Genomic DNA, 26,645 nt, shown 5'->3' with positions numbered 1-26,645 from the left:
GAACTGCCAGGCATCAAACAGAAAGAACCCCGTACCGGAAGGTGCGGGGTTTTTTGCTTTGTGCGTGGAAAAACATGCCGGATGGCGGCTTCCCGTTATCTGGCCTGCGGGTTTTGTAGGCCCGGTAAGCGCAGCGCCACCGGGCAATGCCGGCCGCACGACCTCATCGGGAAGAGATACAGGAATAAAATTTAGGTAAGGTTTTGATAAGCGCAGAAAAGCAAAAACCCAGCCATAGGCTGGGTTCTTTAAATAGTGGTGCCCGGACTCGGAATCGAACCAAGGACACGGGGATTTTCAATCCCCTGCTCTACCGACTGAGCTATCCGGGCAACGGAGCGCATTAAACCGCAATCGCGCGCGATCGTCAACATTATTTCGGGAAAAGCTGTTCAACTGCTTAAGTTTGCGGCAATCTGTCCGTTTGTGCGCTGAAAATGCACAAATCTTCCAGACAGTTCAGGCAAGATGTGACAATGCTGACGGTAAGAGGAGGGCAGTATGGCAAACGACTGGCTTGAGCTGCGTCAGCATGCAGAAACAGGTATTGAGACAATTAAGGCGCATTTCGAAGGACACGCCTTTGATCCCCACTGGCATGATAGCTATCTGGTCGGAATAACCCTTTCCGGTACGCAGCAGTTCCACTGTCGCCGTGAACGCCACCGTAGCCAGCCGGGCGATGCTTTTTTACTTGAGCCTGGTGAAATTCATGACGGTGATGCACCGGTAGAGGGTGGCTTTACTTATCTGACCTTTTATCTGGATGAACACTGGCTCACCCGTACGCTTCAAGGGCTGTATGACTCTACTCCCGGGAGTTACACCCTCCACTTTGCCCAAACGCTGACGCGAGAGCCTCAGCTGGTGCGCGCTATTGGTGATACATTTGCCTCGCTGCATAACGATGAGATGAAGATCGTACAACAGAGCACAATGGATAACCTGCTCACTAAGATTACAGCCCACTGCCACTGGCGGAAGAAACTCCCGTCGCAGTTACAAAGCTCCGCTGTGGCGCAGCGTGCCCGCGACTATCTCTATGCGCATATCGGCGAGAACGTGGGGCTGTCAGACCTTGCGCGGGAGACGGGGACGGATCGCTTTACGCTCACCCGCTGCTTTAAGCGCGAATTTCACCTTGCGCCGCACGCCTGGCTTATCCAGCTGCGCCTGGCAAAGGCCCGACAGATGCTGGCGTATGGGGAACTGCCTGTTGATGTGGCGACGGCAGTAGGTTTTGCCGATCAAAGCCATCTTGGTCGCTGGTTCCAGCGGGCGTACCGTATTTCTCCGGCACACTACCGTCGGTTGTGCACAAACCTTCCAGACGTTTCCAGAAAATAACGGCACATTCATGGCTCTACTAAAAGGAGCCACCTGTGAATTTAATACCCTTCCTGCTGTTTGCATTTGTCGCCTCGATTACGCCGGGGCCAACCAATATTTTGGTACTGGCTAACAGTCAGCACTTTGGCGTAAAAAATACGATTCCTGCGATCCTGGGCGGGTGTATTGCCGCCAGCGCTATTGTTCTGGTTTCAGGCGCTGGGGCAGGAGAAGTGTTACGCCAGTATCCGCTGATACGTCAGGTGATGAGCTGGGCGGGCGTGCTGTGGCTTTCCTGGATGAGCTGGCAGCTGTTTAGCGCCCCGGCCGCGAATCTCTCCTCCAGGCGTCATGTCCGATTTACCGCGCGGGCGGCGGCGTTATTACAGGTTGTAAACCCAAAAACCTGGATGATGGCGCTGGCCGTCGTCAGCCTGTTTGCTCCGGCAAGCGACCATGCATTACGGGATATTTCGCTGATGGCGCTATGGTTTCTGGCGATCTCAGTGGTCTGTTTGTTGTGCTGGGCGTGGCTGGGGAAGGCGGTGAACCGGATTTTCCGCACCACCGTGGCGATGGTGCGATTTCAACGTGCAATGGCGCTGTGTTTGTTTATTTCCGCCTGGACGGGAATGCTTGCTTAGGTCAGTGCACCACCCATACGACACTGCGCAAACCGCAAAATATCTTCCGCCAGACGGTGCGCCGTATCCACATCCGCCTGGCTACGGTTCACCAGCATGCGGCTCAGGCAACCTTCCAGCACCAGCTCCATCTGCTTCGCGACCATTGCCGGATCATCCACTTCAAGTGTGGTCAGCAGCTCGTGTGTGAACTCGTGCGCGGCTCGTTTTTGCTGATCTGCCAGTTGATGGATGGGATGTCCGGGATCCGGATAGTAGGTGCAGGCGGCGATAAACAGACAGCCTGGGTAACGGTTGTTGGTGACACACTCCGTCAGTGCGGTATAGCGTGCCAGCAGCTTTTGCTCGGTGGTCAGCTCTTCATTCAGCATCAGTTGCCTGCGCCAGATATCCACCTGCTGGCTGAGATAGCGCAGGGCATCATACAGCAGCGCCTCTTTATCCGGCCAGAAGCGCTTAAGTTCATCCAGAGGGTAATCGATACGGTCGGCTACCATCTCAAGCGTGGTGCTGGCGATCCCTTGAATCTCAAGTAATTGCAGGGCTTGTCCCAGTACGTCTTCGCGTTGCACGGTTATCTCCTCCGCTATTCCCAACGGTTTGTCCCGTCTAAAGTGTTGTTTACGGTTGGCGATTGCGCAAATGCGCGTTGAATGCCGTCGCGTCCATAAACCCGGTTACACGCTGCGTCAGCTGTTCTTCCCCCTGTTCATTGAAGAACAGGATGGTAGGCAGCCCGAGCACGTTAAGTTGCTTCAGCAGAGCCTTATCCTGCGCGCTGTTGGCGGTAACGTTCGCCTGGAGCAGAACGGTATCGCTCAGCGCATGTTGTACCTGCGGATCGCTGAAGGTGTATTTTTCAAACTCTTTGCAGGCCACGCACCAGTCGGCATAGAGATCGAGCATGACCGGTTTGCCTTTCGCCTGCACCAGGGCGCGGTTAAGGTCATCCACGTTTTTAATCTGTATAAAATTCAGATGAGCCTGTGTTTGACCTGCCGGGGTGCCAAACGCCCAGTCCTGTAGCGGACGGACGCTCACCAGCGCGGCCGCCAGCAGAAGGATCTGTAGCAGGCGCATCCACGGTTTCTTCGCACCCAGACTCACGATAAATGCCCAGCTGAAGAAGGCCACGCCGAGCATAGCCCACAGACGCGTACCCCACACATCACCGATGATGCGTTCCAGCAGGAATACCGGTAGCGCCAGAATGACAAAACCAAACGCGGTTTTCACTGTCTCCATCCACGGGCCGCTCTTCGGCAGCAGACGATTGCCAAATACCGTCACAAGGATCAGCGGCAGACCCATGCCGAGCGCGTAAAGGTACAGTGTGCCGCCGCCGAGCCAAAGGTTGCCGCTCTGGGCAATGTATAACAGGATGGCGCTCAGCGGCGCGGTGGTGCAGGGGGAGCAAATCAGCCCGGCGATGGCACCCATGGCGAACACGCCGCCCGCAGAGCCCCCCTGCTGACGGTTGCTCATTAGCGTCAGACGGGTTTGCAGGGAAGAGGGCAGTTGCAGAGTGAACAGGCCAAACATCGACAGCGCCAGCAGAATAAACACTGCTGACAGTCCGATAAGCACATAGGGGTGCTGAAGGGCGGCCTGGAACTGCAACCCGGCAGCGGCGACCACGAGGCCGAGCGCCGTATAGGTTAACGCCATGCCCTGCACATAGATAAAGGCCAGCAACAGCGCGCGGGCGGTGGAAAGGCGTTGCTTACCACCCAGCACGATGCCAGAGATAAGCGGGTACATAGGCAGTACGCAGGGCGTAAAGGCGATGCCGATACCAATCAATAACGCCCAAAGCGCTGAGAACGGAAGGTCTGAAGCGGCTTCGCCTTCACCCCTCACACTGGCCATTTCCCCTGAGGGGAGAGGGGAGGCCGCCGCTTTCACTTCGCTAAGCGGAACGACCTTTGTTTCAGGGGGATAGCAGAAGCCCGCATCGGCGCAACCCTGATACGTCACCGTCAGGGTAGCGCCTTTATCCGCCTGATTCACCGTGACGGGCACGCTTAAGCGCTGGCGATAAATTTCACTTTTACCGTAGAACTCGTCCTCGTGCCATTCGCCAGCGGGCATCTGCAATGCGCCGACGTCAGCCTTTGCCGGCGTGATGCTGACCTGCTTGCGATAGAGGTAGTAACCCTCTTTCACCTGCCAGGTGAGGCTGAGATCGTGCTGGTTTTGCTGAAAGTCGAAAACGAATGCCTGGTCGGCAGGAATAAAGTTCGAACGGCCGGGCGCGTCAAACAACCCGGCAAAAACTGACGTGCTGCACAGCAGCAGGATCAGCGTAAAGAAGCGTTGAGCCATGAGAGATAATCGTTATCGCCGTGGACCACTGGCAGCACCAGCAGCTCCGGGGTTTGGTAAGGATGATGAGACTTGAGGCAGTCGAGGAGCGCCTGCTGATTGGTCAGATTGGTTTTGAGCAACATCTGGACTTCGTACTCTTGCTCCAGCTTGCCTTCCCAGTAATAAAGGGAGGTGGCGCCGGGAAGTAGCGTGACGCAGGCAGCCAGTTTTTCGGCCAGCACTTTGGCGGCGAGATCCTGGGCAGAAGCTTCATCAGGGGCGGTACACAGTACAACAACAGCATCAGGCGTGTTCACAAGTCGACCTCCTCATCACGAAAGTCTTCACTATATCACGCCATGTGATTGGTCATTAATGAAACGGGCCGCAGCGCGGCCCGTTTTTAACTATTTTTACAACGGCTAACCGTTTACAGCACAATGCCGCCGATGATAAAGCCGAGGACCACGCAGAGCGTAATCGCCACCACGCCCGGGATGAGGAACGCGTGGTTAAACACGTATTTACCGATACGGGTCGAGCCGGTGTCATCCATCTCAACCGCGGCCAGCAGGGTTGGGTAGGTTGGCAGCACGAACAGGGCGGAAACCGCCGCGAAAGAGGCAATCGCCGTCAGCGGCGTCACGCCCAGCATCAGTGCCGCAGGCATTAGCGCTTTGGTGGTCGCAGCCTGGGAGTACAGCAGCGTTGCGGCAAAGAACAGCACCACCGCCAGTAGCCACGGATAGTTGTGCAGCAGGTCGCCTGCAACTGTCTGGATATCGCTGATGTGCGCTTTCACGAAGGTGTCACCGAGCCACGCCACACCCAGCACGCACACGCAGGCGCTCATACCGGATTTGAAGGTGCTGGCGTTCAGCACTTCGCTGGTGTCGATTTTACAGGTGATACTGATCAGCGTCGCGATGGTCAGCATAAATACCACAATCGCTTCGTTACGCGGCAGAACCGGGTTTTGGATCAGACCTACCGTATCGCTGATGGCGGTCGCGTAGAACATCACGGCGACGATACCAATCAGGAACAGCAGCACGGAGCGTTTTGCATGCGGCTTCAGCTCAAAAACCTGGCTACCGCGCAGGCTCACTTCACCTTTTGCCAGACGCTCCTGGTAAACCGGATCGTCTTTCAGCTCGGCGCCGAGGAAGTTACACAGCACGGCAGTGATCATTACCGCAATCAGCGTGACCGGAATACAGATCGCCAGCAGCGTCAGATAACTTACGCCCATCGGCTCGAGAATACCCGCGAAAAAGACCACTGCCGCAGAAATGGGCGAGGCGGTGATCGCAATCTGGGAGGCGACTACAGCAATAGAAAGAGGGCGAGACGGGCGAATACCCTGCTCTTTCGCCACTTCGGTGATGACCGGCAGCGTGGAGAAAGCGGTATGGCCAGTACCGGCGAGAATGGTCATAAACCAGGTCACCAGTGGGGCAAGGAAGGTGATGTATTTTGGATGACGACGCAGCATACGCTCCGCCAGGCTCACCAGGTAGTCCATACCGCCAGCGACCTGCATGGCCGCAATGGCAGCGATAACCGCCATGATGATTTCGATAACGTCAAAAGGGATTGCGCCGGGTTTAATCTGAAAGATCAGGGTAAGTACGAGCACGCCGAGACCGCCGGCAAAGCCAATGCCGATACCCCCGAGTCGTGCGCCCAAATAAATCGCCAACAGGACGATGACGAGTTCTGCTCCAAACATAAAGACCTGCCTTGCTTATTAACAAGTTGATATTGAATTGTTGTGTTTTGGTAACGGCCATAAAGAAAAAAGGCACGTCACAAGTGACGTGCCTTTCGGAAGCTTAGCCTGAACGGTTACTGTTCGCTTTCATCGGTATATCGTTTCGCTTTATATGCCGGGTGCATCAGGTTCTGGGCGGAGAAGATATCGTCCAGTTCGGCTTCGGTCAACAATCCTCGCTCGAGAACCACCTCACGCACGCTCTTACCGGTTTCGGCACAAATCTTCCCGACGATATCGCCGTTGTGGTGGCCGATGAACGGGTTGAGGTAGGTGACGATGCCGATGGAATTATAGACGTAGCCTTCACACACTTCTTTATTCGCGGTGATGCCGTTAATGCATTTTTCCAGCAGGTTGTAGCAGGCGTTGGTCAGAATGTGGATAGATTCAAACATCGCCTGGCCAATCACCGGCTCCATTACGTTCAGCTGGAGCTGACCGGCTTCGGAGGCCATGGTGACGGTCGTATCGTTACCAATAACTTTAAAGCAAACCTGGTTCACCACTTCTGGCACCACCGGGTTCACTTTAGCTGGCATGATGGATGAACCCGCCTGCAACTCTGGCAGGTTGATTTCATTCAGGCCAGCGCGCGGACCGGAGGAGAGCAGGCGCAGGTCGTTACAGATTTTGGACAGTTTCACCGCCAGACGTTTCAATGCGCTGTGCACCATCACGTAGGCGCCGCAGTCTGAGGTGGCTTCAATCAGGTCTTCTGCAGGCACAACCGGCAGGTTGGACACTTCAGCCAGCTTCTGTACCGCCAGCTGCTGATAGCCATCCGGGGTGTTCAGGCGTGTACCGATGGCGGTAGCGCCCAGGTTCACTTCCAGCAGCAGTTCGGACGTGCGCAGCAGGTTTTTGGTCTCTTCGTTCAGCAGCACGTTAAACGCGTGGAACTCCTGGCCGAGGGTCATTGGCACCGCGTCCTGCAGCTGGGTACGACCCATTTTCAGGATGTCCTGGAACTCAACGGCTTTACGCTGGAAGCCATCACCCAACTGATTAATCGCGTCGACCAGTTTGACGACAGAGGCATACACCGCGATGCGGAAGCCGGTTGGGTAGGCGTCGTTGGTGGACTGACATTTGTTAACGTGGTCGTTCGGGTTCAGGTACTGGTATTCACCTTTCTGATGACCCATCAGCTCCAGGCCGATGTTTGCCAGCACTTCGTTGGTGTTCATGTTGACGGAGGTGCCTGCGCCGCCCTGATAGACGTCAACCGGGAACTGATCCATGCATTTGCCGTTGTTCAGCACTTCATCGCACGCGGCGATAATCGCATTTGCAGCGCTTTTAGGAATGGTTTGCAGCTCTTTGTTTGCCAGAGCCGCGGCTTTTTTTACCATCACCATGCCACGCACAAATTCAGGGATGTCGCTGATTTTGCTGTTGCTGATGTAGAAGTTTTCAATCGCTCTCAGAGTGTGAACACCATAGTAGGCATCCGCTGGAACTTCCCTGGTACCCAACAAATCTTCTTCGATACGAATGTTGTTTAACATGTGAACCTTCTTTTCAAGCTGCCGATGGATTGTACTAAACACACAGTAGATATGTGGTTTTGAATATTTTATGACCGACGATTATTCCCTCAATCGGCCAGATGTTCGAGATCATATGCTGATGATAGCGAATTGCCGTAAGCTGGATCACTTATTATCGACCCGATTTCATGATAATTATTAATCTGTGAAATATGTCACCGCTTTAATATTTCCAGAAAAAATATCCGTGCAAACCGATTGAATTTTGGCTAACCGTCACCATTTCTTATCTACGCGCTTCGCGAACACATTCAGTCAGGGGCCAGAAGGCACCTGCCACACAGGAGATGCCAGTGCGCTGGATACCATTTATTGCTTTCTTTCTTTATGTTTACATTGAGATTTCGATTTTCATCCAGGTTGCCCATGTGCTGGGCGTCCTGCTGACGCTGATTCTGGTGATCTTCACCTCCGTCATCGGCATGTCGCTGGTGCGCAATCAGGGTTTCAAAAATTTCCTGTTAATGCAGCAGAAGATGGCCGCAGGTGAAAGCCCGGCCGCCGAGATGATCAAAAGCGTGTCGCTGATTATTGCTGGCCTGCTGCTGATCCTGCCGGGCTTCTTTACAGACTTCCTCGGCCTGCTGTTGCTGTTGCCGCCGGTGCAGAAGCATCTGACCATGAAGCTGCTGCCGCATCTGCGTTTCAGCCGTATGCCAGGCGGTGGTTTCAGCACCGGCCCGGGCGATACCTTTGAAGGGGAATATCAGCGTAAGGATGAGCAGCGCGACCGGTTAGATCATAAAGACGATCGGTAAGTTTCTTGCCCGGTGGCGCTCGCTCACCGGGCCTGCGGATTTTGCCGCTTCGGTAAAAACACCCACAGCCCCGCCAGCATGACGATGGCGTACACACTCTTCCATCCCACCATCGCCAGCAGCAGCAGGCACAGGACACACCCGATAGCCGCCAGCGCCTTAAAGCGTCCTTTCAGTAGCCGACAGCCCGCCAGCATGCACAACAGATAGATCATGATGAAAATACCGTTGGCGTAGATAATCAGCGCGTCAAGGTTGATGTCGAGGAGATAAATGGCCAGGGAACTCACCACGCAGCAGCCCAGTACGGTATTCAGCGCATTCACCGGAAGCTGACGCTTTGACAGGCGTGAGAGGGGGCTATCCGGTTTATAAAGTGCCTGAGACCACACCAGCCGGGCGAAGCTCTGAATATAGATGTTGAGGCTGGCAAAGCAGGCGAGATAGCCAATCACGCAGGCTACCCACAGGGCTTTAACGCCAAACAGCTGCACCACGATGCCCGGCAGCGACGCGGCGGCGGCTTTCTCTTCACCGAACGCGTTGAAGTGCAGCACCAGTACGGTACAGGCCCAGTACACGGTGCCCGCCAGCAGCAGGCCAATCATCAGGGCGCGGGGAAAATCACGCTCGGGCTGTTTAAACTCGGATGCCAGATGAGCGAACGCCTCCAGACCGACGAAACACCAGAACATGACGGATAGTGCAGCGAAAAGCTGTGTGTGGTCGATGTCATTAATCGCGGGGAAAGGAATATCCGCCACCGTAATGTCACCCGCAAACCAGATGGCGACGATCAGCGCGACGATTAACACGGCGACCAGCGTTTGCAGGTTGGCGCTGGAACTGGCCCCGCGTGAGCCAACCCACCAGATAATCGCCAGCGTGCCGAGTTCAGCCAGCAGCAGCTGTTCATCGTGCCAGCCAAACAGCGCCTGTCCGAAGCCGGTTGCGATATGCAGGGCTGCCGGAAGGCCAACGGGTATCACCGACAAAAATAGCCAGCCGGTGACGCGCTCCATTCGCGGCCCAAACGCCATACCGACAAAATGCGCTACGCCGCCTGCGCTCGGGAAGTGCCGCCCGAGTATGGCAAAGACAATCGCCACCGGAAACACCAGCACGATCAGCACCGGCCATGCCCAAAGACTGTTATTGCCGGCAACCAACGCCGCCAGCGCGGGAACCGCAAAAACGCCCGTGCCTAACAAAGACGTTGAGAGTAAGCCAATGCCCTGCGCCAGCCCCAACTCCTGCCTGAGTCCACTCATTTACCTCGTCCCGCCACCATCAAAAGAGAGTGGATGGTAACACTTTCGCAAATTTTTTTTCGATTACCCCTTGAAGGGGTAAAAAGCTATCCCCATCTCTCAGGGCACTAGCCGGAAAACCGCATGCGGACCGGCGTCATCCATAACTGATAATGACTTTCTCAAAGGAGAGCTATCAATGAGTATTCGTCCGTTACATGATCGTGTGATCGTCAAACGTAAAGAAGTTGAAACCAAGTCTGCTGGCGGCATCGTTCTGACCGGTTCAGCAGCAGCAAAATCAACGCGTGGCGAAATCATCGCTGTCGGTAAGGGCCGCATCCTGGAAAACGGAACTGTGCAGCCACTGGACGTTAAAGTTGGTGACATCGTCATTTTCAACGATGGCTACGGCGTGAAATCCGAGAAGATCGACAATGAAGAAGTGTTGATCATGTCCGAGAGCGACATTCTGGCAATTGTTGAAGCGTAATTAACGCACGAAACTGTACGAATTTGAGGAAATAAGAACATGGCAGCTAAAGACGTAAAATTCGGTAACGACGCTCGTGTAAAAATGCTCCGCGGCGTAAACGTACTGGCAGACGCAGTGAAAGTCACTCTGGGCCCGAAAGGCCGTAACGTCGTGCTGGACAAATCCTTCGGCGCGCCAACCATCACCAAAGATGGTGTTTCTGTTGCACGTGAAATCGAGCTGGAAGACAAGTTCGAAAACATGGGCGCACAGATGGTGAAAGAAGTTGCCTCTAAAGCGAACGACGCTGCTGGTGACGGTACCACCACCGCGACCGTACTGGCGCAGGCGATCATCACCGAAGGCCTGAAAGCCGTTGCTGCGGGCATGAACCCAATGGATCTGAAACGTGGTATCGACAAAGCTGTCGCCTCTGCTGTTGAAGAGCTGAAAGCGCTGTCCGTACCGTGCTCTGACTCTAAAGCCATTGCTCAGGTTGGTACTATCTCCGCTAACTCCGACGAAACCGTAGGTAAACTGATCGCTGAAGCGATGGATAAAGTCGGTAAAGAAGGCGTGATCACCGTTGAAGACGGTACTGGTCTGGAAGACGAACTGGATGTGGTTGAAGGTATGCAGTTCGACCGCGGTTACCTGTCCCCATACTTCATCAACAAGCCAGAAACTGGCGCTGTTGAGCTGGAAAGCCCGTTCATCCTGCTGGCTGACAAGAAAATCTCCAACATCCGCGAAATGCTGCCAGTGCTGGAAGCCGTTGCGAAAGCAGGCAAGCCGCTGGTAATCATTGCTGAAGACGTTGAAGGCGAAGCGCTGGCGACTCTGGTGGTTAACACCATGCGTGGCATCGTGAAAGTGGCAGCGGTTAAAGCACCTGGCTTCGGCGATCGTCGTAAGGCGATGCTGCAGGATATCGCTACCCTGACCGGCGGTACCGTGATCTCCGAAGAGATTGGTATGGAGCTGGAAAAAGCGACCCTGGAAGACCTGGGCCAGGCGAAACGCGTTGTGATCAACAAAGACACTACCACCATCATCGACGGTGTGGGTGAAGAAGCCGCTATTCAGGGCCGTGTTGGTCAGATCCGTAAGCAGATCGAAGAAGCAACTTCCGATTACGACCGTGAAAAACTGCAGGAGCGCGTAGCGAAACTGGCAGGCGGCGTTGCGGTAATCAAAGTTGGTGCTGCGACCGAAGTTGAAATGAAAGAGAAGAAAGCACGCGTTGACGATGCCCTGCATGCGACCCGTGCTGCGGTAGAAGAAGGCGTAGTTGCTGGTGGTGGTGTCGCGCTGGTGCGTGTAGCCGCTAAACTGGCTGGCCTGACCGCTCAGAACGAAGACCAGAACGTAGGTATCAAAGTTGCGCTTCGCGCAATGGAAGCCCCTCTGCGTCAGATCGTGTCCAACGCCGGTGAAGAGCCATCAGTAGTTGCGAACAACGTGAAAGCGGGCGAAGGTAACTACGGTTACAACGCAGCAACTGAAGAATACGGCAACATGATCGACTTCGGTATCCTGGACCCAACTAAAGTTACCCGTTCTGCTCTGCAGTACGCGGCATCTGTAGCTGGCCTGATGATCACGACCGAATGCATGGTAACCGACATGCCTAAAGGCGACGCGCCTGACTTAGGTGCTGCTGGTGGTATGGGCGGCATGGGTGGCATGGGCGGCATGATGTAATCATGTTGTTCTGAACCTCTCAGAATGAACCCCGGGCAGCGATGCCCGGGGTTTTTTATTGCCCGTCGAGCCGTTACTCAAACAAGATGTGCATGGCGGAAGAGATGCGGTTCCAGCACTGAAAAATCCATTTTTATCTCCTCAGAAGAGTAGCTGCATCACCCACATCGAGAGCAGGGCGTTGATGACGCAGACAGCGATGATGTGCGGGTAATATTTCGGGTTCACGCCCGCGGTGCCGAGGCAGCGGCCCGTGTTTTGCACCGGATTGCCCATCAGGTAGATGGCGGGCAGCATGATGGTGGCATCATGGCCGCTGAGCGTGCCGGCGACGACCAGGCTGGCGCAAACCCCCACGCCGCCGCCCATACTCATCACCGAGGCCAGAAGTACCGTTGCCGCCGCACCCGGAAGCCCCCACAGGGCCATGATGGGCTCGCATACCCTGCCGACAATATCCAGCAGGCCGGTCACCTTAAGCGCCTGAATGATGACAAACGCCATGACCACGTTCGGCAACAGGCTGGTGGTGGCGATGGTAAAGCCGCGGCGGGCCCCATCGATAAACAAGTCCATGATATTTTTACGCATCTGGGCGATCATTTTTCCTCCTGAACGCGACGAACTTCTATGTGGGCGATCCACAGTCGCAGGAAGTTCGCGCCAACAAATTTGAATACCAGAATGACGGCAAGCGGCGCGATCACCGGGACGGTAATAAAGGTAAAAAGTGCGGCACCGGAAGAAAAATAGTTGGTAATAATGGCGCTACCGCTGGTCTGGAAGGTGGCGAAAATGGCGCGTTCATGGTCAGTAATCGCCCCTTCGTCGGTCAACTCTTTGGTCATCCCTGCGGCTGCATCGGTATTTTGCAGGTTGGCGATAAGCGCCAGAGAGCAGATGCCCGGCACGCCGAGCAGCGGGCGCAGAATGGGCGTCATGAGCTGTTGTGCGGCGCGCAGCCCGCCCAGCCCCTCGGTAACGGCAATGATCCCGAGCGATAAAATGACCGAGGGCGCCAGTTCAAGGGCAAACAAAAAACCGTCTTTCGCTCCTGTGCCACCCTCGCCGCGAAACGTTAGGGCGCCGTTCACCGGTCCAAAGCTGCCGTTCAGAACGGTAAAATCCAGCACGCGCCACCATTCAGTACTTTTGGCGAAAAAACCTGAGAAAAATACGATGGTGAGCACGAACGCCAGATAGCCCACCCAGGTTACTTTTTCCTCTCCTGAGGATGATGCACTCATGAAACCCCCTTTTTTTTAGTCCCGTACAAAAGTTGTACGTCGCATCACTAAAAACGATCGGGGGCTAAAACACGATATCCCAAAGGTTATTATCAGAATTCATTTAAGATGTCGGAGGAGTGCCAGCGGAATCTGGCTCGCAGAAATGCTCAGCATTTTTCTTTTGGTCATCTTTTTAGTATAAGGTTTACACGCGGACAACTACTGTCCAGCTTATTGAAAACGAGGAATAACATGCGCATAAAAGTCTGTGCAGGGATTGTAGGTGCAGCATTGCTGCTGGCGGGTTGTAGCACCAGCAATGAGCTGACGGCAGCGGGCCAGAGCGTTCGCTTTGTGGAAGATAAGCCGGGCAGCGAATGCCAGCTGTTAGGCACCGCCTCTGGCGAGCAAAGCAACTGGATGTCAGGGCAGCACGGCGAGGAGGGCGGCTCTATGCGCGGTGCGGCCAATGCCCTGCGTAATCAGGCTGCGGCAATGGGCGGCAACGTGATTTACGGGGTGAGCAGCCCGACGCAGGGTATGCTGTCCAGCTTTGTGCCAACCGCCAGCCAGATGAACGGCCAGGTCTATAAGTGCCCGAACTGATATAACATTTTGATGGCGCTGCCGCTTTACCTGTAGGCAGGTAAGCGTAGCGCCACCTGCTTTTTTTACTGCTGCCGCAGCTGCAAATCCAGCGGCGTCTTACTCGGCTCTCCGCCAATCTCACGTGCCAGCTTCGGCACCATATAACCTGAAACCAGCGTTAACAGCTCGCGCATAATCTTCCGGGCCTCTTCATCCGTCACCATGAAGTGCGCCGCGCCCTGGACGCGATCCAGAACATGCAGGTAATAGGGCATTACGCCCGCATCAAATAAGGCATTGCTGAGATCGGCCAACACGTGGGCGCTGTCGTTCACGCCGCGCAGTAATACGCTCTGGTTGAACAGCGTCACGCCTGCCATTCGCATACGCGTCATCGCCGCACGAAAGTCCGCGTCAATTTCATTTGCATGGTTGATATGGTTTACCAGCAGCACCTGTAAACGGGACTGCTCCAGGCGCGTGACCAGGGCGTCGGTGATACGCGCCGGGATGACGATCGGTAAACGGCTGTGAATGCGCAGACGCTTAATGTGCGGGATGGTCTCAAGTTGAGTCAGCAGCCAGTCCAGCTCATGATCTTTTGCCATCAGCGGGTCGCCGCCGGAAAAGATGATTTCATCCAGTTCCGGATGCGCTGCGATGTAGTCCAGCGCCACCTGCCAGTTGCGCTTATTACCCTGATTTTCGGCGTACGGGAAGTGGCGACGGAAGCAATAGCGGCAATTTACCGCGCACCCGCCCTTAACCAGCAGCAGGGCACGATTGCGGTATTTATGCAGTAAACCCGGTACAACACTGTTCTGCTCTTCCAGCGGATCGGTGCTGTATCCGGGGGCGGTAATAAACTCATCCTGAGAGGTCAGCGTTTGTTTTAATAATGGATCATCAGGGTTACCCTTTTCCATTCGGGCAACAAACGCGCGGGGAACGCGTAGGGCGAAAAGGCGCTTCGCCTCACGGCCTGCACGCAACGCTTCGTGCTGTTCGAGGTCTAAAAGACGCAGCAATTCATCAGGACTGGTGATTACATCGGCAAGTTGCGATAACCAATCTTCTCTGGACGGGGTGTTTAGGGTTACAATATGCGCCATTTTGTGGCTTAGCTACCAGTTAACAAATTTAGAGGGCCTTATGGCAACGTACTATAGCAACGATTTTCGTGCTGGTCTTAAAATCATGATGGACGGCGAACCGTACGCGGTTGAAGCCAGCGAATTCGTTAAACCAGGTAAAGGCCAGGCATTTGCGCGCGTTAAGCTGCGCCGCCTGCTGACCGGTACCCGTGTTGAGAAAACCTTCAAATCTACTGACTCCGCTGAAGGCGCTGATGTTGTCGATATGAACCTGACTTACCTGTACAACGACGGTGAGTTCTGGCACTTCATGAACAACGAAACCTTCGAGCAGCTGTCTGCGGACGCGAAAGCGATTGGCGACAACGCCAAGTGGCTGCTGGATCAGGCTGAGTGCATCGTGACTCTGTGGAACGGTCAGCCTATCGCGGTTACGCCGCCGAACTTCGTTGAGCTGGAAATCGTTGAAACCGATCCAGGTCTGAAAGGTGATACCGCAGGTACTGGCGGCAAGCCTGCCACCCTGTCTACCGGCGCTGTGGTGAAAGTGCCACTGTTCGTACAGATCGGTGAAGTGATCAAAGTGGATACCCGCTCCGGCGAATACGTATCCCGCGTGAAGTAATTTACGTCATGATTAAAGGCGCAGCGCCCGCTGCGCCTGATTTTGCAGGCAGGGAAGATGAAACGTACCGTTAAAATTCTGCTTCTGTTAGCGCTCTCCAGCGCAATTCTCTCCGGCTGCAACACCGCGCGTGGCGTGGGTGAAGATATCCAGGATCTCGGCCATATCATTTCCCATGCGGCCAGCTAATTCCGTCTAATTTTCCTAAAAATTCTTCCTTTTCCGTCAAACGGCAAGATTTTGTCTATTCTTAAGTTGCTATACACAAAATAACTTTGGCTATAAAAGGAAGATATTATGGTTAAGAAAACAATTGCAGCGATCTTTTCTGTTCTGGTGCTTTCTTCGGTACTGACTGCATGTAACACCACCCGTGGCGTAGGGGAAGATATCTCCGACGGTGGTAGCGCGATTTCTGGCGCAGCAACTAAAGCTCAGAACTAATGTAAGCGACGGTACGGCAAGTTATTACACCGTACCGTCAATTCTCCACTTCCTGTAGCGATAAAAACGGCGAGTAGCGCGTATCCATATGCAGCTTCATGCGGATATTGCGTTTGTACGTGTATACCGTTTTTCCGTTAATGCGAAGATTGCTGGCAATTTTCTGGTTGCTCGCACCATCCATCCACAAGGTCAGAACTCTTTCTTCCTGACGCGTCAGCAACGGTGCCGCCATTTTCGGTAGCTCCGCGCTCGCGCATGACGTGAGCGCGTCGTTTATCACCGCCGCCAGTGCTTCCAGATCGGTATTTTTGGAGAGCGAAGACCATATCGGGAACTGCGCCAGATAATCAGTCATCTCCTGCTCCTGCCCTGATTGAAGCATAATAAAAGGCAGTGTTTCGCTGGCAATTAGCAGGGAGGAAAGCTGCTGAAAATGGTGTAAATCCTGCCGGAAGCCAGATAAATCAGCGATGACCAGCGCAGGTTTCCATTGCAGGATATGCTCTCTGGCGAGGAAAAGATTATTTACCCCGGTTACGACGAAATGACCCGAAAACAGGTCTGAATGATTGACCCAGGCTTCAAATCCCGCGCGGGTGAAGTGACAACGGTCAATCAAAAGAATTTTGAACATAAAATTTTCGCAGTCGGCTAGTGGTTTGGCTTCCTGCCATCAGAAAGCCTATCATCATAGAGAAGTCGGATGAGTCATAAATGCCTGAACTACGTGCCTTACTGAGGCTATTTCTTGCTTTAAGGTGTTCAGCAGAAAAAGTTTGAAAAAAAATTCCACGCTAACCAAAATATAAGGCGCAACTTCTGCCTTGCGGGACGACCCGTAAGCGCTTCACTCATCGGGGACGGCCCCAACTTGCCTTTAAGTTAAGGAGCCTGAAATGTCCTGGATCGTTCTTGTTATTGCTGGTTTGCTCGAAGTGGTATGGGCAATTGGTCTGAAATACACCCACGGTTTTACCCGCCTGACGCCCAGCGTCATCACTATCGCCGCAATGATTGTCAGTATCGTCATGCTGTCATGGGCGATGCGAACCTTACCCGTCGGCACAGCTTACGCTGTCTGGACGGGAATTGGCGCAGTAGGGGCTGCCATTACCGGCATTCTGCTGCTGGGGGAGTCTGCGAGTCTGGCGCGCATCGCCAGCCTCGCGTTGATTGTCGCGGGTATCATCGGGTTAAAACTCAGTACGCACTAATGCGGCTGTTTTACCCAGATTAACTTCGTCACATCAAACCCTTGCCGGGTCGCTATGTCCAGCATCTGCTGTTTCATTTCCGCCGAGATCGTTGGCGTGCGTGAGAGGAGCCACAGATAGTTGCGATCCGGCCCACAGACCAGCGCGTGGCGGTACTCTCTGTCCAGCGCAATGACGTTATACCCGCCATAGTATGGGCCGATGAAAGAGGCTTTCATGGCCGCGCGGTTAGATGCGCCGGTGAAATAGGCCTGACCAACTGACTGCTGCCACATCTGGCGATCCGGGTTATAGCCGCGGTTAATGACCCGGATCCCGCCGTCATCCATCGCGCTGTAGCTGACCGTGACTTTTTCTAAGCCCCGTTCGAACTGATGGTCCAGTCGGGCGATTTCATACCAGGTGCCGAGGAAGCGCTGTGCGTCGAAATTACTGACTACCGTGACGCCAGGCGGAGGAGTAGGAGAACTGCAAGCAACCACTAAAAACGCGGCTGTTACTGCGGCAATAACAGGCAGAATGCGCATAGGAGTTTCCTTACTGTTTTTTGTTAAGTGTAGATGACAGCAGGGAAAATGCGGGAGATTGTGCAGGGTGTTTTGCCGGGTGGCGGCTTCGCCTTACCCGGCCTACAAAGTTCATGCGTTGTGTAGACCGGGTAAGCGCAGCGCCACCCGCAATGTTTTACTGTAGCGCGTCGAGGATATGGTATGCCGCCTCAACGCGTGCCGGGTTCGGATAGCTTTTATTCGCGAGCATCACAATACCGATCTGCTTTTCAGGAATAAAGGCCACGTAGCTGCCAAACCCGCCAGTAGAGCCCGTTTTATGGACCCAGGACGCTTTGACCGGGGGAGCCGGTGGATTCACTTCTGCCACGGGCAGCGGTGCCAGCGCCACCTTACTGTCGCTGCCCTCGATCACCGTGTTGGCCTCCACGGGCCAGTTGAGCATCTCCCAGCCCAGACCCTGATACATTGACCCGATACGCCAGTAGCGCGACTGCGCCAGCGAGATGCCCTGCTTAAGTGAGGCATCAGCAACCTTCTCCGGCGCCATGTTTGCCATGACCCAGTTCGCCATATCCTGCACGTTGGTTTTCACGCCATAGGCTTGTGCATCCAGCATTCCCGGCGAAACGCGCACCGCTTTACCGTCACGATAGCCCCAGGCGTAATGCGCCTCTTCCGCTTTCGGAACGTTAATCCAGGTATGGTCCAGCTTGAGCGGCTTAAGGACCCGCGTCGTCATGGCCTGCTCATAGCCCATGCCGGAAGGTTTGACCGCCAGCGCGCCAAAAAGACCGATACTGGCGTTGGCGTAAAGACGCGTTGTGCCAGGCTTCCACTGCGGCTGCCAGTTTTGATAAAAGCGCAGCAGGGCGGCATTATCCGTGACCTCATCCGGTACCTGTAGCGGCAGGCCGCCAGCGGTGTAGGTTGCGAGATCCAGCATACGAATCCCCTGCCACTGCTTGCCCGTTAGCTGTGGCCAGTATCTGGTCACCGGATCGTCCAGCGAAATTTCACCGCGAGCAATGGCATCCCCACCTAAAACCCCGGTGAAGGTTTTACTTATAGAGCCCAGCTCGAACAGAGTCTGAGGCGTAACGGGTTTATTAGCCGCGATATCGGCTTTGCCGAACGTGTAATAGTGCGGTTTACCCTGATAAATAACGGCCACCGCCATGCCTGGAATCGACTGGGCTTTCATCAGCGGGGTAACCGTATTCGCGACCACCTCCGCCAGCTGTTTTTCTGACACTGGCGCGGCGAGAGCAGAGCAAGAGATGCCGAGCAGCAGGGCGCAGCAAAGAGATTTTTTCATCATCAGTAATCTTCCGTAATAGCGAGTCAAGGGGATGTCCGGGCCCGTCAGACAGGCGTAGTCTGTTGGATTTGACTGTACCTGACAAACGGTTAAATTTAGCATTAGCTGTTAATTTTTCTAACGGAAGAGACCATGACGCGAAGCTATCTCCCCCTCAATTCGCTTCGAGCCTTTGAAGCCGCCGCGAGACATCTCAGCTTTACGCATGCGGCCATTGAGCTGAACGTGACCCATTCAGCCATTAGCCAGCATGTGAAAGCGCTGGAGCAGCACCTGAACTGTCAGCTGTTCGTTCGCGTGTCGCGCGGGCTGATGTTGACTACCGAGGGAGAAAACTTACTGCCGGTACTGAATGATTCGTTCGATCGTATAGCCGGAATGCTGGATCGCTTCGCTAACCATCGTGCGCAGGAGAAGCTGAAAATCGGCGTGGTGGGTACGTTTGCCATCGGGGTTTTATTCTCACAGCTGGACGATTTTCGCCGTGGCTATCCGCACATCGATCTTCAGCTTTCCACCCATAACAACCGCGTTGATCCGGCTGCCGAAGGGCTTGACTATACGATCCGCTACGGTGGCGGGGCGTGGCATGGCACCGAGGCTGAATTTCTTTGTCATGCGCCGCTCGCGCCGCTGTGTACGCCCGATATCGCCACCAGTCTGCACTGTCCGGCCGACATCCTCAGGTTTACGCTGCTGCGCTCCTACCGACGCGACGAGTGGACCGCGTGGATGCAGGCGGCCGGCGAGCACCCCCCTTCGCCAACGCACCGTGTGATGGTATTTGATTCGTCCGTGACCATGCTGGAGGCCGCTCAGGCAGGGGTAGGTATTGCCATTGCACCTGTCGATATGTTTACCCATCTGTTAGCCAGCGAGCGCATTGTGCAGCCCTTTGCAACGCAGATTGAGCTCGGCAGTTACTGGCTTACCCGATTGCAATCCCGGGCAGAAACGCCTGCCATGCGCGAATTTTCCCGGTGGCTGGTGGAGAAGATGAAAAAGTAAAAAGCCCGCCGGATGGCGGGCCTGTTCAGTCAGATGGTGACCACGGCAATCAACGTGACGACCGTCAGAATGGTTGCCAGACCGTAGAAGACCCATTTACCGCTTGGCACATGGATTTTCAGATCGTGCATCGCATGGTGGATACGGTGCAGACCACACCACAGCGGCAGGACGATCATCAGGAAGATGAACACCCGGCCAATAAAGCTGCTCGCAAAGGCCAGTACGCGCTCATAGCTCAGCGCATCGCCCGGAAACAGCCCCAGCGGCAGCATAATACCGACCAGCAGGATAATGACCGGGGCAATAATGGCGCTCCACATGCCGCCTGCGCCAAACAGCCCCCAGAAGACCGGCTCATCTGAACGTTTTGGATTTGGATTGATCACAGTAGTCTCCTTACCAGAACAGTGCGACAAACAGAATGACCACAGAGACAACTGCCGTCACTGCCCAGAGCCCTTTAATAACCGGCTCTGGCCCCATTTTTTCGCCTTTTACAATGATGTTCGCTGCTTTTGGCGCCAGTTCAAACCAGGTTTTGGTATGCAGTAGCGCGGCTGCGAGCACAATCAGATTCAGAACTACGATGATTGGATTTTGCAGGAAACCCACAAAACTGGCCCAGGCTTCCGGGCCGTGCTTGAGGGCATACACCCCGTACATCAGTTCGAGGCTGAACCAGACCGCGGGAACAGCCGTGCCTTCACGCAGCATATAGAAGCGATAAAACGGCAGTTTTTTCCACCAGGTGGACGGCATTGGTCGCACGTAGGCTTTGCGTTTAGTCGTCATCATGCACTCCTTAGCGTGGTTTCAGGGTAGCGATAAGAAAGTCTTTCGAACTTTCCACTTTTCCCTGCTGAATAGCGGCGGCCGGGTCGACATGCTTCGGACAGACTTCGGAGCAGTAACCGACAAACGTGCAGGTCCAGACCCCGTTCTGGCCGTTAAGCTGTGCCATACGTTCTTTTTTGCCGTGGTCGCGGCTGTCCTCGTTATAGCGGTGCGCCAGGGTAATGGCGGCCGGGCCGATAAACTCAGGGTTCAGGCCAAACTGTGGACAGGCGGCGTAGCACAGGCCGCAGTTGATGCAGCCGGAAAACTGATGGTATTTCGCCATCTGCGCGGGCGTCTGGGTGTTTGGCCCCTGATCCGGCGTGCGCGGGTTGCCGATGATGTACGGCTTAATCGCTTCGAGGCTTTCGATAAAGTGGGTCATGTCGACCACCAGATCGCGCTCAATCGGGAAGTTGCCCAGCGCTTCAACCTTGATGCCCTTGGTGTAATCACGCAGGAAAGTTTTACACGCCAGCTTTGGCACTTTGTTGACCATCATGCCGCAGGAGCCGCAGATTGCCATGCGGCAGGACCAGCGGTAGCTCAGGTCCGGGGCCAGGTTATCTTTGATATAGCCGAGCGCATCCAGCAGGGAGGTTTGCTCGTCGTAAGGGACTTCATAGAAAGCGCTGTGCGGCGCGGCGTCCACTTCCGGGTTGTAGCGCACCACTTCAACTTTCAGTTTTTGCATCTCAGCCATTCGCCTTCTCCTTCTTATCGGCGGCTTCTGCTTCTGCACCGTACACGCGTTTCGCCGGTGGCAGCGTAGTGATTTTCACGTCGCTGTAGTCCAGACGGGTGGTACCATCCGCATCGCGCCAGGCGAGAGTATGTTTAAGGAAATTGACGTCGTCACGTTCGGTGCAGCCCTCATCCAGGCGCTGGTGTGCGCCGCGGGACTCTTTACGCGCCAGGGCGGAATGGGCCATACACTCTGCGACGTTCAGGCCGTGGCCCAGTTCAATGGTATAGAGCAGGTCGGTATTGAAGACGCTGGAGGTGTCGGTGATGCGCACGCGCTTGAAGCGTTCCTGGAGTTCCGCCAGCTTGTCGACGGTTTTCTGCATCAGCTCTGGCGTACGGTAGATCCCGCAGCCTTCTTCCATCGACAGCCCCATTTCGTCGCGGATCTTCGACCAGTTTTCGTTACCTTCCTGGTTCACCAGGCCTTTCAGGCGTTTTTCGATGTCTGCAACCTGCGCATCCAGCGCCGCGCTGTTAGCTTCACCTGCCGTTGCGGCACGCTCCATCGCGCGTTCGCCCGCCATGCGACCAAAGACCACCAGCTCAGCCAGCGAGTTCGAGCCCAGACGGTTTGCGCCGTGCAGACCGACGGAGGAACACTCACCCACCGCAAACAGCCCTTTGATGCGGGTTTCGCACTGCTGGTCGGTTTCGATACCGCCCATGGTGTAGTGCGCGGTTGGACGCACCGGGATCGGCTCTTTCACCGGGTCGACGCCCACATAGGCTTTCGCCAGCTCGCAGATAAACGGCAGACGCTCCAGCAGTTTCTTCTCGCCGAGATGACGCAGGTCGAGATGTACCACGTCGCCGCGCGGCGTTGAGATGGTATTGCCTTTGCGCCACTCGTGCCAGAAAGCCTGAGAGACTTTGTCGCGTGGGCCGAGTTCCATGTATTTGTTTTTCGGCTCGCCAAGCGGGGTTTCCGGACCCATGCCGTAATCCTGCAAATAGCGATAGCCGTTTTTGTTGACCAGAATACCGCCTTCGCCGCGGCAGCCTTCCGTCATCAGAATACCGGAGCCCGGCAGGCCGGTTGGGTGATACTGGACGAACTCCATATCACGCAGCGGGACGCCGTGGCTGAGCGCCATGCCCATACCGTCACCGGTGACGATGCCGCCGTTGGTGTTGTAGCGGTATACGCGGCCCGCACCGCCCGTTGCCATCACCACCGCCTTAGCGCGGATCTGGACGAGCGTGCCTTCCATCATGTTCATTGCTACCAGTCCGTGCGCATGACCGTCGTCGACCAGAATGTCGAGAACGAAATGTTCGTCAAAGCGCTGGATTTGTGGGAACTGGAGGGAGGTCTGGAACAGGGTGTGCAGCATGTGGAAGCCGGTCTTATCGGCAGCAAACCAGGTGCGTTCGATCTTCATGCCACCGAAGCGGCGGACGTTGACGCTCCCGTCCGGACGGCGGCTCCATGGACATCCCCACTGTTCCAGCTGGGTCATTTCCGTTGGGCAATGGTGCACGAAGTAATCAACGACATCCTGTTCGCAAAGCCAGTCGCCCCCTGCAACCGTGTCGTGGAAATGGTATTCGAAGCTGTCATGATCCTGCGCGACGGCGGCGGATCCTCCCTCTGCGGCTACCGTGTGGCTGCGCATCGGATAGACTTTTGAAATCAATGCGATTTTGGCGTTCGGATTGGCTTGTGCCGCAGCAATTGCAGCGCGTAATCCAGCCCCGCCAGCGCCTATTACGGCAAGATCGGCTTGAAAAGTTTGCACGACATTCCTCCAGATTTTGGTTTTCCCGCAACGTGATGAGCTAAAGGACGTTCACCTGCCCGAACGGACGATTGCGGAAGCGATTCCACTGCTCCTTTATGGGTAAAACAGTATAACCGCGTAGAAGTGAGGGAAATTTGACGTGTTCGATTTTTTTGCTGTTCTGTGCGGTGATTTATCATCGTGATTAATGAATGGCGTCACAGTATTTCTCTGTGCAATGAAAAGGAGCTTTTACTGTGCAAAATTTGTCTCTGCCCCGGCTTGCGAGTAGACTTCGTGCCCTTGTCTGAAAACGGAGAAATAACTCATGAGCGAAACGGCCACCTGGCAGCCGAGCGCATCCATTCCAAACCTGCTAAAGCGCGCAGCAATTATGGCGGAGATCCGCCGCTTCTTTGCGGATCGCGGCGTCCTGGAGGTGGAAACGCCGTGCATGAGTCAGGCGACGGTCACGGATATTCATCTGGTCCCGTTTGAAACCCGTTTTGTTGGCCCAGGCCACTCTCAGGGCATGAATCTGTATCTGATGACCAGCCCGGAATACCATATGAAGCGTCTGCTGGCGGCCGGGTGTGGTCCGGTCTATCAGCTGTGCCGTAGCTTCCGTAATGAAGAGATGGGCCGACACCATAATCCGGAATTCACTATGCTGGAGTGGTACCGCCCGCACTACGACATGTATCGTCTGATGAACGAAGTCGACGATCTGCTCCAACAGGTGCTGGATTGCGCGGAAGCTGAAACGCTCTCCTATCAGCAGGCCTTCCAGCGTCATCTGGAAATTGATCCGCTGTCGGCTGATAAAACACAGCTGCGTGAAGTGGCGGCAAAACTGGATCTGAGCAACGTGGCGGATAACGAAGAGGATCGCGACACGCTGCTGCAACTGCTGTTCACCTTTGGTGTTGAACCGCAGATTGGCAAAGATCGTCCGACGTTTGTCTATCACTTCCCGGCCAGCCAGGCTTCACTGGCGCAGATCAGCACCGAAGATCACCGCGTGGCGGAGCGCTTTGAGGTGTACTTTAAAGGCATCGAGCTGGCGAACGGTTTCCATGAGCTGACCGACGCGCGCGAACAGCAACAGCGTTTCGAGCAGGATAACCGCAAGCGCAACGCGCGCGGTCTGCCGCAGCAGCCGATTGACACCAACCTGCTGGAAGCGCTTAAAGCCGGTCTGCCGGACTGCTCCGGCGTGGCGCTGGGTGTGGATCGCCTGGTCATGCTGGCGCTGGGCGCAGAACAACTGGGCGATGTGATTGCCTTTACGGTCGATCGCGCATAAAGAATTGCCGGGTGGCGCTGTCGCTTACCCGGTCTACTCGGTCATTTAACTCTGCCACATTAAAAACTACTATCTTCTCTATGCACGGGTCTTTTTCTTAATTTGACTCGGATAGCCACAATATTTGTCTGGTCATCTGCTACCATCCGCGCAGTTTAATTCCGTTTCGGATGGTTATATGTCTCACTCACTCAAAAAAATGACCCTTACCGGGCTCATCCTGATGATTTTTACGTCAGTTTTTGGCTTTGCCAATAGCCCGTCCGCGTTTTATCTGATGGGCTACAGCGCGACGCCGTTTTATATCGTTTCCGCGCTGTTCTTCTTTATTCCGTTTGCGCTAATGATGGCGGAGATGGGGTCGGCGTACAGGAAAGAAGAAGGCGGCATCTATTCGTGGATGAACAACAGCGTCGGTCCGCGTTATGCGTTTATCGGTACGTTCATGTGGTTTTCATCCTATGTCGTCTGGATGGTCAGTACGGCGGCCAAGGTCTGGGTGCCGTTCTCAACGTTTCTCTTCGGTGCGGATAAAACGCAGGTCTGGTCTCTGGCGGGGCTGAGTTCCACACAGGTGGTCGGTATTCTGGCGGTGTGCTGGATGGTGGTTGTCACGCGGGTGGCCTCGAAAGGCATCAACAAAATTGCCCGTATCACTGCCGTTGGCGGAATTTCCGTGATGTGCCTGAACCTGGTGCTGCTGCTGGTCAGTATCGCTATTCTGTGCCTGAACGGCGGGCATTTCGCACAGGAAGTCAACTTCGTTTCATCGCCTAATCCGGGTTACCAGTCCGGGCTGGCCATGCTCTCCTTCGTGGTGTTTGCCATCTTTGCTTACGGTGGAATTGAAGCCGTGGGCGGGCTGGTCGATAAAACCGAAAACCCGGAAAAGAACTTTGCCAAAGGCATTATCTTTGCCGCCATCGTCATTTCCATTGGCTACTCGCTGGCGATTTTCCTCTGGGGCGTCAGCACCAACTGGCAGCAGGTACTGAGCAATAACACCACCAACCTCGGCAACATTACCTACGTGTTGATGAAAAGCCTGGGGGTGACGCTGGGCAACGCCATGGATCTCGCGCCGGAAACGTCGGCCACCCTGGGGATCTGGTTTGCGCGGATTACCGGTTTGTCGATGTTCCTCGCCTATACTGGCGCGTTCTTCACGCTGATCTACTCGCCGCTGAAAGCGATTATTCAGGGGACGCCAAAGGCGCTGTGGCCCGCACGTATGACGCAGCTGAATGCTGCCGGTATGCCTGCCAACGCGATGTGGATGCAGTGCCTGCTGGTGTGCGTGTTCATTCTGCTGGTGTCCTTTGGCGGCGATACCGCGTCGGCGTTCTATAACAAGCTGACCCTGATGGCAAACGTATCGATGACGCTTCCGTACCTATTCCTGGCGCTGGCGTTCCCGTTCTTTAAGGCGAAGCGGGATCTGGAGCGACCGTTTGTGATCTTCAAAACCCGCGTGGCGACGCTGCTGGCGACCACTGTTGTGGTGCTGGTCGTCGCGTTCGTCAACATCTTTACCGTCATTCAGCCCGTGGTTGAGGCAAATGACTGGAGCAGCACGCTGTGGATGGTTGGCGGACCGATCTTCTTCTCGCTGCTGGCAATGGGGATTTATGAGAACTACCGCCGCCGCATGATGACCTGCGTGGCAGAAGTGGCATAGCGGATGAAAAAACCCCTCCCGGAAGGGAGGGGGAAATGGATTATAAACTTCCCGCCGGGCGCGAACGCGCCGCAGACGTCAACGTTCTTCCCGTCTTACGTCCGTCCAGCGTTTCCAGACGCATCTGGAAAGGTGGGAACGGCATATCAATTCCGTGCTCGCGGAAGCCAGCCAGGATCAGCTGGTGGATCTCATGGCGCAGCGGCATACGGTGTCCCATCTCGGCGGCGTAGATACGCAGCTCGAAAATCTGGATCCCCTGCTGCAAATCAACCAGGAAGACTTCCGGCGGCGGGTTGTCGATTACCAGCGAACAGCGTTCAGCAGCCGTATACAGGATCTGCGTCACCTCTTCGCTGTTGGCATCCGACGGAGCGGGTACGGTCAGCACCACACGCGTGACGGAGTCAGACAGCGACCAGTTGATAAACTGCTCGGTGATAAACGCTTTGTTCGGGACGATGATCTCTTTACGGTCCCAGTCGCTGATGGTGGTGGCGCGGGTGTTGATCCTGGTGACGCTGCCG

General features: G+C 55.1%; 30 protein-coding genes and 1 tRNA gene. 13 read left to right on the top strand and 18 right to left on the bottom strand.

All coding sequences use genetic code 11. The features are described from left to right. Positions 1-256: 256 nt before the first annotated feature. A tRNA-Phe gene (locus INF86_RS10450) sits at positions 257-332 on the bottom strand. Between the two features lie 169 nt (positions 333-501). On the opposite strand from INF86_RS10450, the gene INF86_RS10445 reads away from it, so the two are divergent. Both INF86_RS10445 and INF86_RS10440 read left to right on the top strand, forming a co-directional pair. Continuing rightward, positions 502-1,347 (top strand): AraC family transcriptional regulator, encoded by an 846-nt coding sequence (locus tag INF86_RS10445; RefSeq protein WP_063163231.1) that lies wholly within the window; start codon positions 502-504, stop codon positions 1,345-1,347. A 35-nt stretch (positions 1,348-1,382) separates the two neighbouring features. Continuing rightward, positions 1,383-1,973, top strand: a complete 591-nt coding sequence (locus tag INF86_RS10440) for a LysE family translocator (RefSeq protein WP_023299118.1) — start codon at positions 1,383-1,385, stop codon at positions 1,971-1,973. On the opposite strand, the gene INF86_RS10435 is transcribed toward INF86_RS10440, so the two are convergent. The 5 genes from INF86_RS10435 to aspA form a co-directional block, all read right to left on the bottom strand. Then, positions 1,970-2,545, bottom strand: a complete 576-nt coding sequence (locus INF86_RS10435; protein WP_017383972.1) for a transcriptional regulator — start codon at positions 2,543-2,545, stop codon at positions 1,970-1,972. The two genes, INF86_RS10440 and INF86_RS10435, sit on opposite strands and share 4 nt — an antisense overlap. 49 nt (positions 2,546-2,594) lie before the next feature. Beyond that, entirely contained in the window at positions 2,595-4,298 is a 1,704-nt protein-coding gene (locus INF86_RS10430; RefSeq protein ID WP_046620960.1) for a protein-disulfide reductase DsbD, read from the bottom strand. Further along, positions 4,274-4,597 carry a divalent cation tolerance protein CutA gene (gene cutA / locus INF86_RS10425; RefSeq protein WP_003855908.1) on the bottom strand — a complete coding sequence of 108 codons (324 nt, stop codon included), beginning with the start codon at positions 4,595-4,597 and terminating at the stop codon, positions 4,274-4,276. Before cutA ends, INF86_RS10430 begins: the two co-directional genes overlap by 25 nt. Before the next feature lie 113 nt (positions 4,598-4,710). Then, positions 4,711-6,012, bottom strand: a complete 1,302-nt coding sequence (locus INF86_RS10420) for an anaerobic C4-dicarboxylate transporter (protein ID WP_008502949.1) — start codon at positions 6,010-6,012, stop codon at positions 4,711-4,713. A gap of 116 nt (positions 6,013-6,128) precedes the next feature. After that, positions 6,129-7,565 (bottom strand): aspartate ammonia-lyase, encoded by a 1,437-nt coding sequence (aspA, locus tag INF86_RS10415; RefSeq protein ID WP_003855923.1) that lies wholly within the window; start codon positions 7,563-7,565, stop codon positions 6,129-6,131. A gap of 335 nt (positions 7,566-7,900) precedes the next feature. Between aspA and INF86_RS10410 the strand changes: the two genes are divergently transcribed. Further along, positions 7,901-8,365 (top strand): FxsA family protein, encoded by a 465-nt coding sequence (locus INF86_RS10410; RefSeq protein ID WP_003855925.1) that lies wholly within the window; start codon positions 7,901-7,903, stop codon positions 8,363-8,365. Between the two features lie 23 nt (positions 8,366-8,388). Here INF86_RS10410 and yjeH read toward each other — a convergent pair whose 3' ends face one another. Beyond that, positions 8,389-9,636, bottom strand: a complete 1,248-nt coding sequence (gene yjeH / locus INF86_RS10405) for an L-methionine/branched-chain amino acid transporter (RefSeq protein WP_023299120.1) — start codon at positions 9,634-9,636, stop codon at positions 8,389-8,391. Positions 9,637-9,814: 178 nt separating this feature from the next. On the opposite strand from yjeH, the gene INF86_RS10400 reads away from it, so the two are divergent. Together INF86_RS10400 and groL are read left to right on the top strand one after the other, a co-directional pair. Then, a complete protein-coding gene (locus INF86_RS10400; protein WP_003855929.1) occupies positions 9,815-10,108 on the top strand; it encodes a co-chaperone GroES in 294 nt (97 codons plus the stop codon). Between the two features lie 39 nt (positions 10,109-10,147). Then, complete coding sequence (groL, locus tag INF86_RS10395; RefSeq protein ID WP_006810416.1) at positions 10,148-11,794, top strand: chaperonin GroEL; 1,647 nt, start codon at positions 10,148-10,150, stop codon at positions 11,792-11,794. A 141-nt stretch (positions 11,795-11,935) separates the two neighbouring features. Here the strand turns inward: groL and INF86_RS10390 are convergent, their stop codons facing one another. Then, positions 11,936-12,397, bottom strand: coding sequence for a YjiG family protein (locus tag INF86_RS10390; RefSeq protein WP_193543487.1), 462 nt, complete (start codon positions 12,395-12,397; stop codon positions 11,936-11,938). Beyond that, positions 12,394-13,041: a nucleoside recognition domain-containing protein gene (locus INF86_RS10385; protein WP_023299121.1), complete on the bottom strand. Its 648-nt coding sequence runs from the start codon at positions 13,039-13,041 to the stop codon at positions 12,394-12,396. Before INF86_RS10385 ends, INF86_RS10390 begins: the two co-directional genes overlap by 4 nt. A 234-nt stretch (positions 13,042-13,275) precedes the next feature. On the opposite strand from INF86_RS10385, the gene INF86_RS10380 reads away from it, so the two are divergent. Then, positions 13,276-13,629, top strand: a complete 354-nt coding sequence (locus INF86_RS10380; RefSeq protein WP_022646802.1) for a DUF4156 domain-containing protein — start codon at positions 13,276-13,278, stop codon at positions 13,627-13,629. 65 nt (positions 13,630-13,694) lie between these two features. Here the strand turns inward: INF86_RS10380 and epmB are convergent, their stop codons facing one another. Beyond that, positions 13,695-14,723, bottom strand: a complete 1,029-nt coding sequence (gene epmB / locus INF86_RS10375) for an EF-P beta-lysylation protein EpmB (protein WP_193543486.1) — start codon at positions 14,721-14,723, stop codon at positions 13,695-13,697. A 40-nt stretch (positions 14,724-14,763) separates the two neighbouring features. On the opposite strand from epmB, the gene efp reads away from it, so the two are divergent. The 3 genes from efp to ecnB all read left to right on the top strand — a co-directional run bounded on the left by efp (position 14,764) and on the right by ecnB (position 15,774). Next, on the top strand, positions 14,764-15,330 hold the full coding sequence (gene efp / locus INF86_RS10370; RefSeq protein ID WP_003855940.1) for an elongation factor P: 567 nt from the start codon (positions 14,764-14,766) through the stop codon (positions 15,328-15,330). 57 nt (positions 15,331-15,387) lie between these two features. Beyond that, positions 15,388-15,519 (top strand): entericidin A/B family lipoprotein, encoded by a 132-nt coding sequence (locus INF86_RS10365; protein WP_006810410.1) that lies wholly within the window; start codon positions 15,388-15,390, stop codon positions 15,517-15,519. Between the two features lie 108 nt (positions 15,520-15,627). Then, a complete protein-coding gene (gene ecnB, locus INF86_RS10360; RefSeq protein WP_006178941.1) occupies positions 15,628-15,774 on the top strand; it encodes a lipoprotein toxin entericidin B in 147 nt (48 codons plus the stop codon). 37 nt (positions 15,775-15,811) lie between these two features. Here ecnB and INF86_RS10355 read toward each other — a convergent pair whose 3' ends face one another. Then, positions 15,812-16,411 (bottom strand): LuxR C-terminal-related transcriptional regulator, encoded by a 600-nt coding sequence (locus tag INF86_RS10355; protein WP_023299123.1) that lies wholly within the window; start codon positions 16,409-16,411, stop codon positions 15,812-15,814. Positions 16,412-16,673: 262 nt separating this feature from the next. On the opposite strand from INF86_RS10355, the gene sugE reads away from it, so the two are divergent. After that, positions 16,674-16,991 carry a quaternary ammonium compound efflux SMR transporter SugE gene (gene sugE / locus INF86_RS10350; protein ID WP_015572453.1) on the top strand — a complete coding sequence of 106 codons (318 nt, stop codon included), beginning with the start codon at positions 16,674-16,676 and terminating at the stop codon, positions 16,989-16,991. Here the strand turns inward: sugE and INF86_RS10345 are convergent. Further along, complete coding sequence (locus INF86_RS10345) at positions 16,988-17,518, bottom strand: lipocalin family protein (RefSeq protein ID WP_032625173.1); 531 nt, start codon at positions 17,516-17,518, stop codon at positions 16,988-16,990. The genes sugE and INF86_RS10345 overlap by 4 nt on opposite strands. 157 nt (positions 17,519-17,675) lie before the next feature. Next, complete coding sequence (gene blaACT / locus INF86_RS10340; RefSeq protein ID WP_193543485.1) at positions 17,676-18,821, bottom strand: ACT family cephalosporin-hydrolyzing class C beta-lactamase; 1,146 nt, start codon at positions 18,819-18,821, stop codon at positions 17,676-17,678. Between the two features lie 132 nt (positions 18,822-18,953). Between blaACT and ampR the strand changes: the two genes are divergently transcribed. Then, the gene (ampR, locus tag INF86_RS10335) at positions 18,954-19,829 is read left to right on the top strand and encodes a LysR family transcriptional regulator AmpR (RefSeq protein WP_058677057.1); all 876 of its coding nucleotides are present in this window, start codon (positions 18,954-18,956) and stop codon (positions 19,827-19,829) included. Between the two features lie 29 nt (positions 19,830-19,858). On the opposite strand, the gene frdD is transcribed toward ampR, so the two are convergent. From frdD to frdA, 4 genes are read right to left on the bottom strand one after another with little or no spacing between them, the layout of a single operon-like run. Continuing rightward, positions 19,859-20,218: a fumarate reductase subunit FrdD gene (gene frdD, locus INF86_RS10330; RefSeq protein WP_000609653.1), complete on the bottom strand. Its 360-nt coding sequence runs from the start codon at positions 20,216-20,218 to the stop codon at positions 19,859-19,861. A gap of 10 nt (positions 20,219-20,228) precedes the next feature. Further along, positions 20,229-20,624: a fumarate reductase subunit FrdC gene (gene frdC / locus INF86_RS10325; protein ID WP_003855953.1), complete on the bottom strand. Its 396-nt coding sequence runs from the start codon at positions 20,622-20,624 to the stop codon at positions 20,229-20,231. Positions 20,625-20,634: 10 nt separating this feature from the next. Further along, positions 20,635-21,369: a succinate dehydrogenase/fumarate reductase iron-sulfur subunit gene (locus INF86_RS10320; RefSeq protein WP_022646809.1), complete on the bottom strand. Its 735-nt coding sequence runs from the start codon at positions 21,367-21,369 to the stop codon at positions 20,635-20,637. Further along, positions 21,362-23,152, bottom strand: coding sequence for a fumarate reductase (quinol) flavoprotein subunit (frdA, locus tag INF86_RS10315; RefSeq protein WP_023305293.1), 1,791 nt, complete (start codon positions 23,150-23,152; stop codon positions 21,362-21,364). The genes INF86_RS10320 and frdA overlap by 8 nt, the downstream gene beginning before the upstream one ends. Positions 23,153-23,462: 310 nt before the next feature. Between frdA and epmA the strand changes: the two genes are divergently transcribed. Together epmA and yjeM are read left to right on the top strand one after the other, a co-directional pair. Continuing rightward, on the top strand, positions 23,463-24,440 hold the full coding sequence (gene epmA, locus INF86_RS10310) for an elongation factor P--(R)-beta-lysine ligase (protein WP_003855960.1): 978 nt from the start codon (positions 23,463-23,465) through the stop codon (positions 24,438-24,440). A gap of 178 nt (positions 24,441-24,618) precedes the next feature. After that, entirely contained in the window at positions 24,619-26,118 is a 1,500-nt protein-coding gene (yjeM, locus tag INF86_RS10305) for a glutamate/gamma-aminobutyrate family transporter YjeM (RefSeq protein ID WP_193543484.1), read from the top strand. Positions 26,119-26,158: 40 nt separating this feature from the next. On the opposite strand, the gene INF86_RS22425 is transcribed toward yjeM, so the two are convergent. Next, the coding region (locus INF86_RS22425; protein ID WP_227414767.1) for a mechanosensitive ion channel domain-containing protein at positions 26,159-26,645 on the bottom strand (487 nt) is incomplete at its 5' end.

Origin of the sequence: Enterobacter cloacae complex sp. I1M (genome assembly GCF_014982425.1) — a bacterium.
GTDB classification, from domain to species: domain Bacteria; phylum Pseudomonadota; class Gammaproteobacteria; order Enterobacterales; family Enterobacteriaceae; genus Enterobacter; species Enterobacter intestinihominis.
Note: the sequence above shows the minus strand (reverse complement) of the source record. Positions and strands in the feature narration are given on the sequence as shown.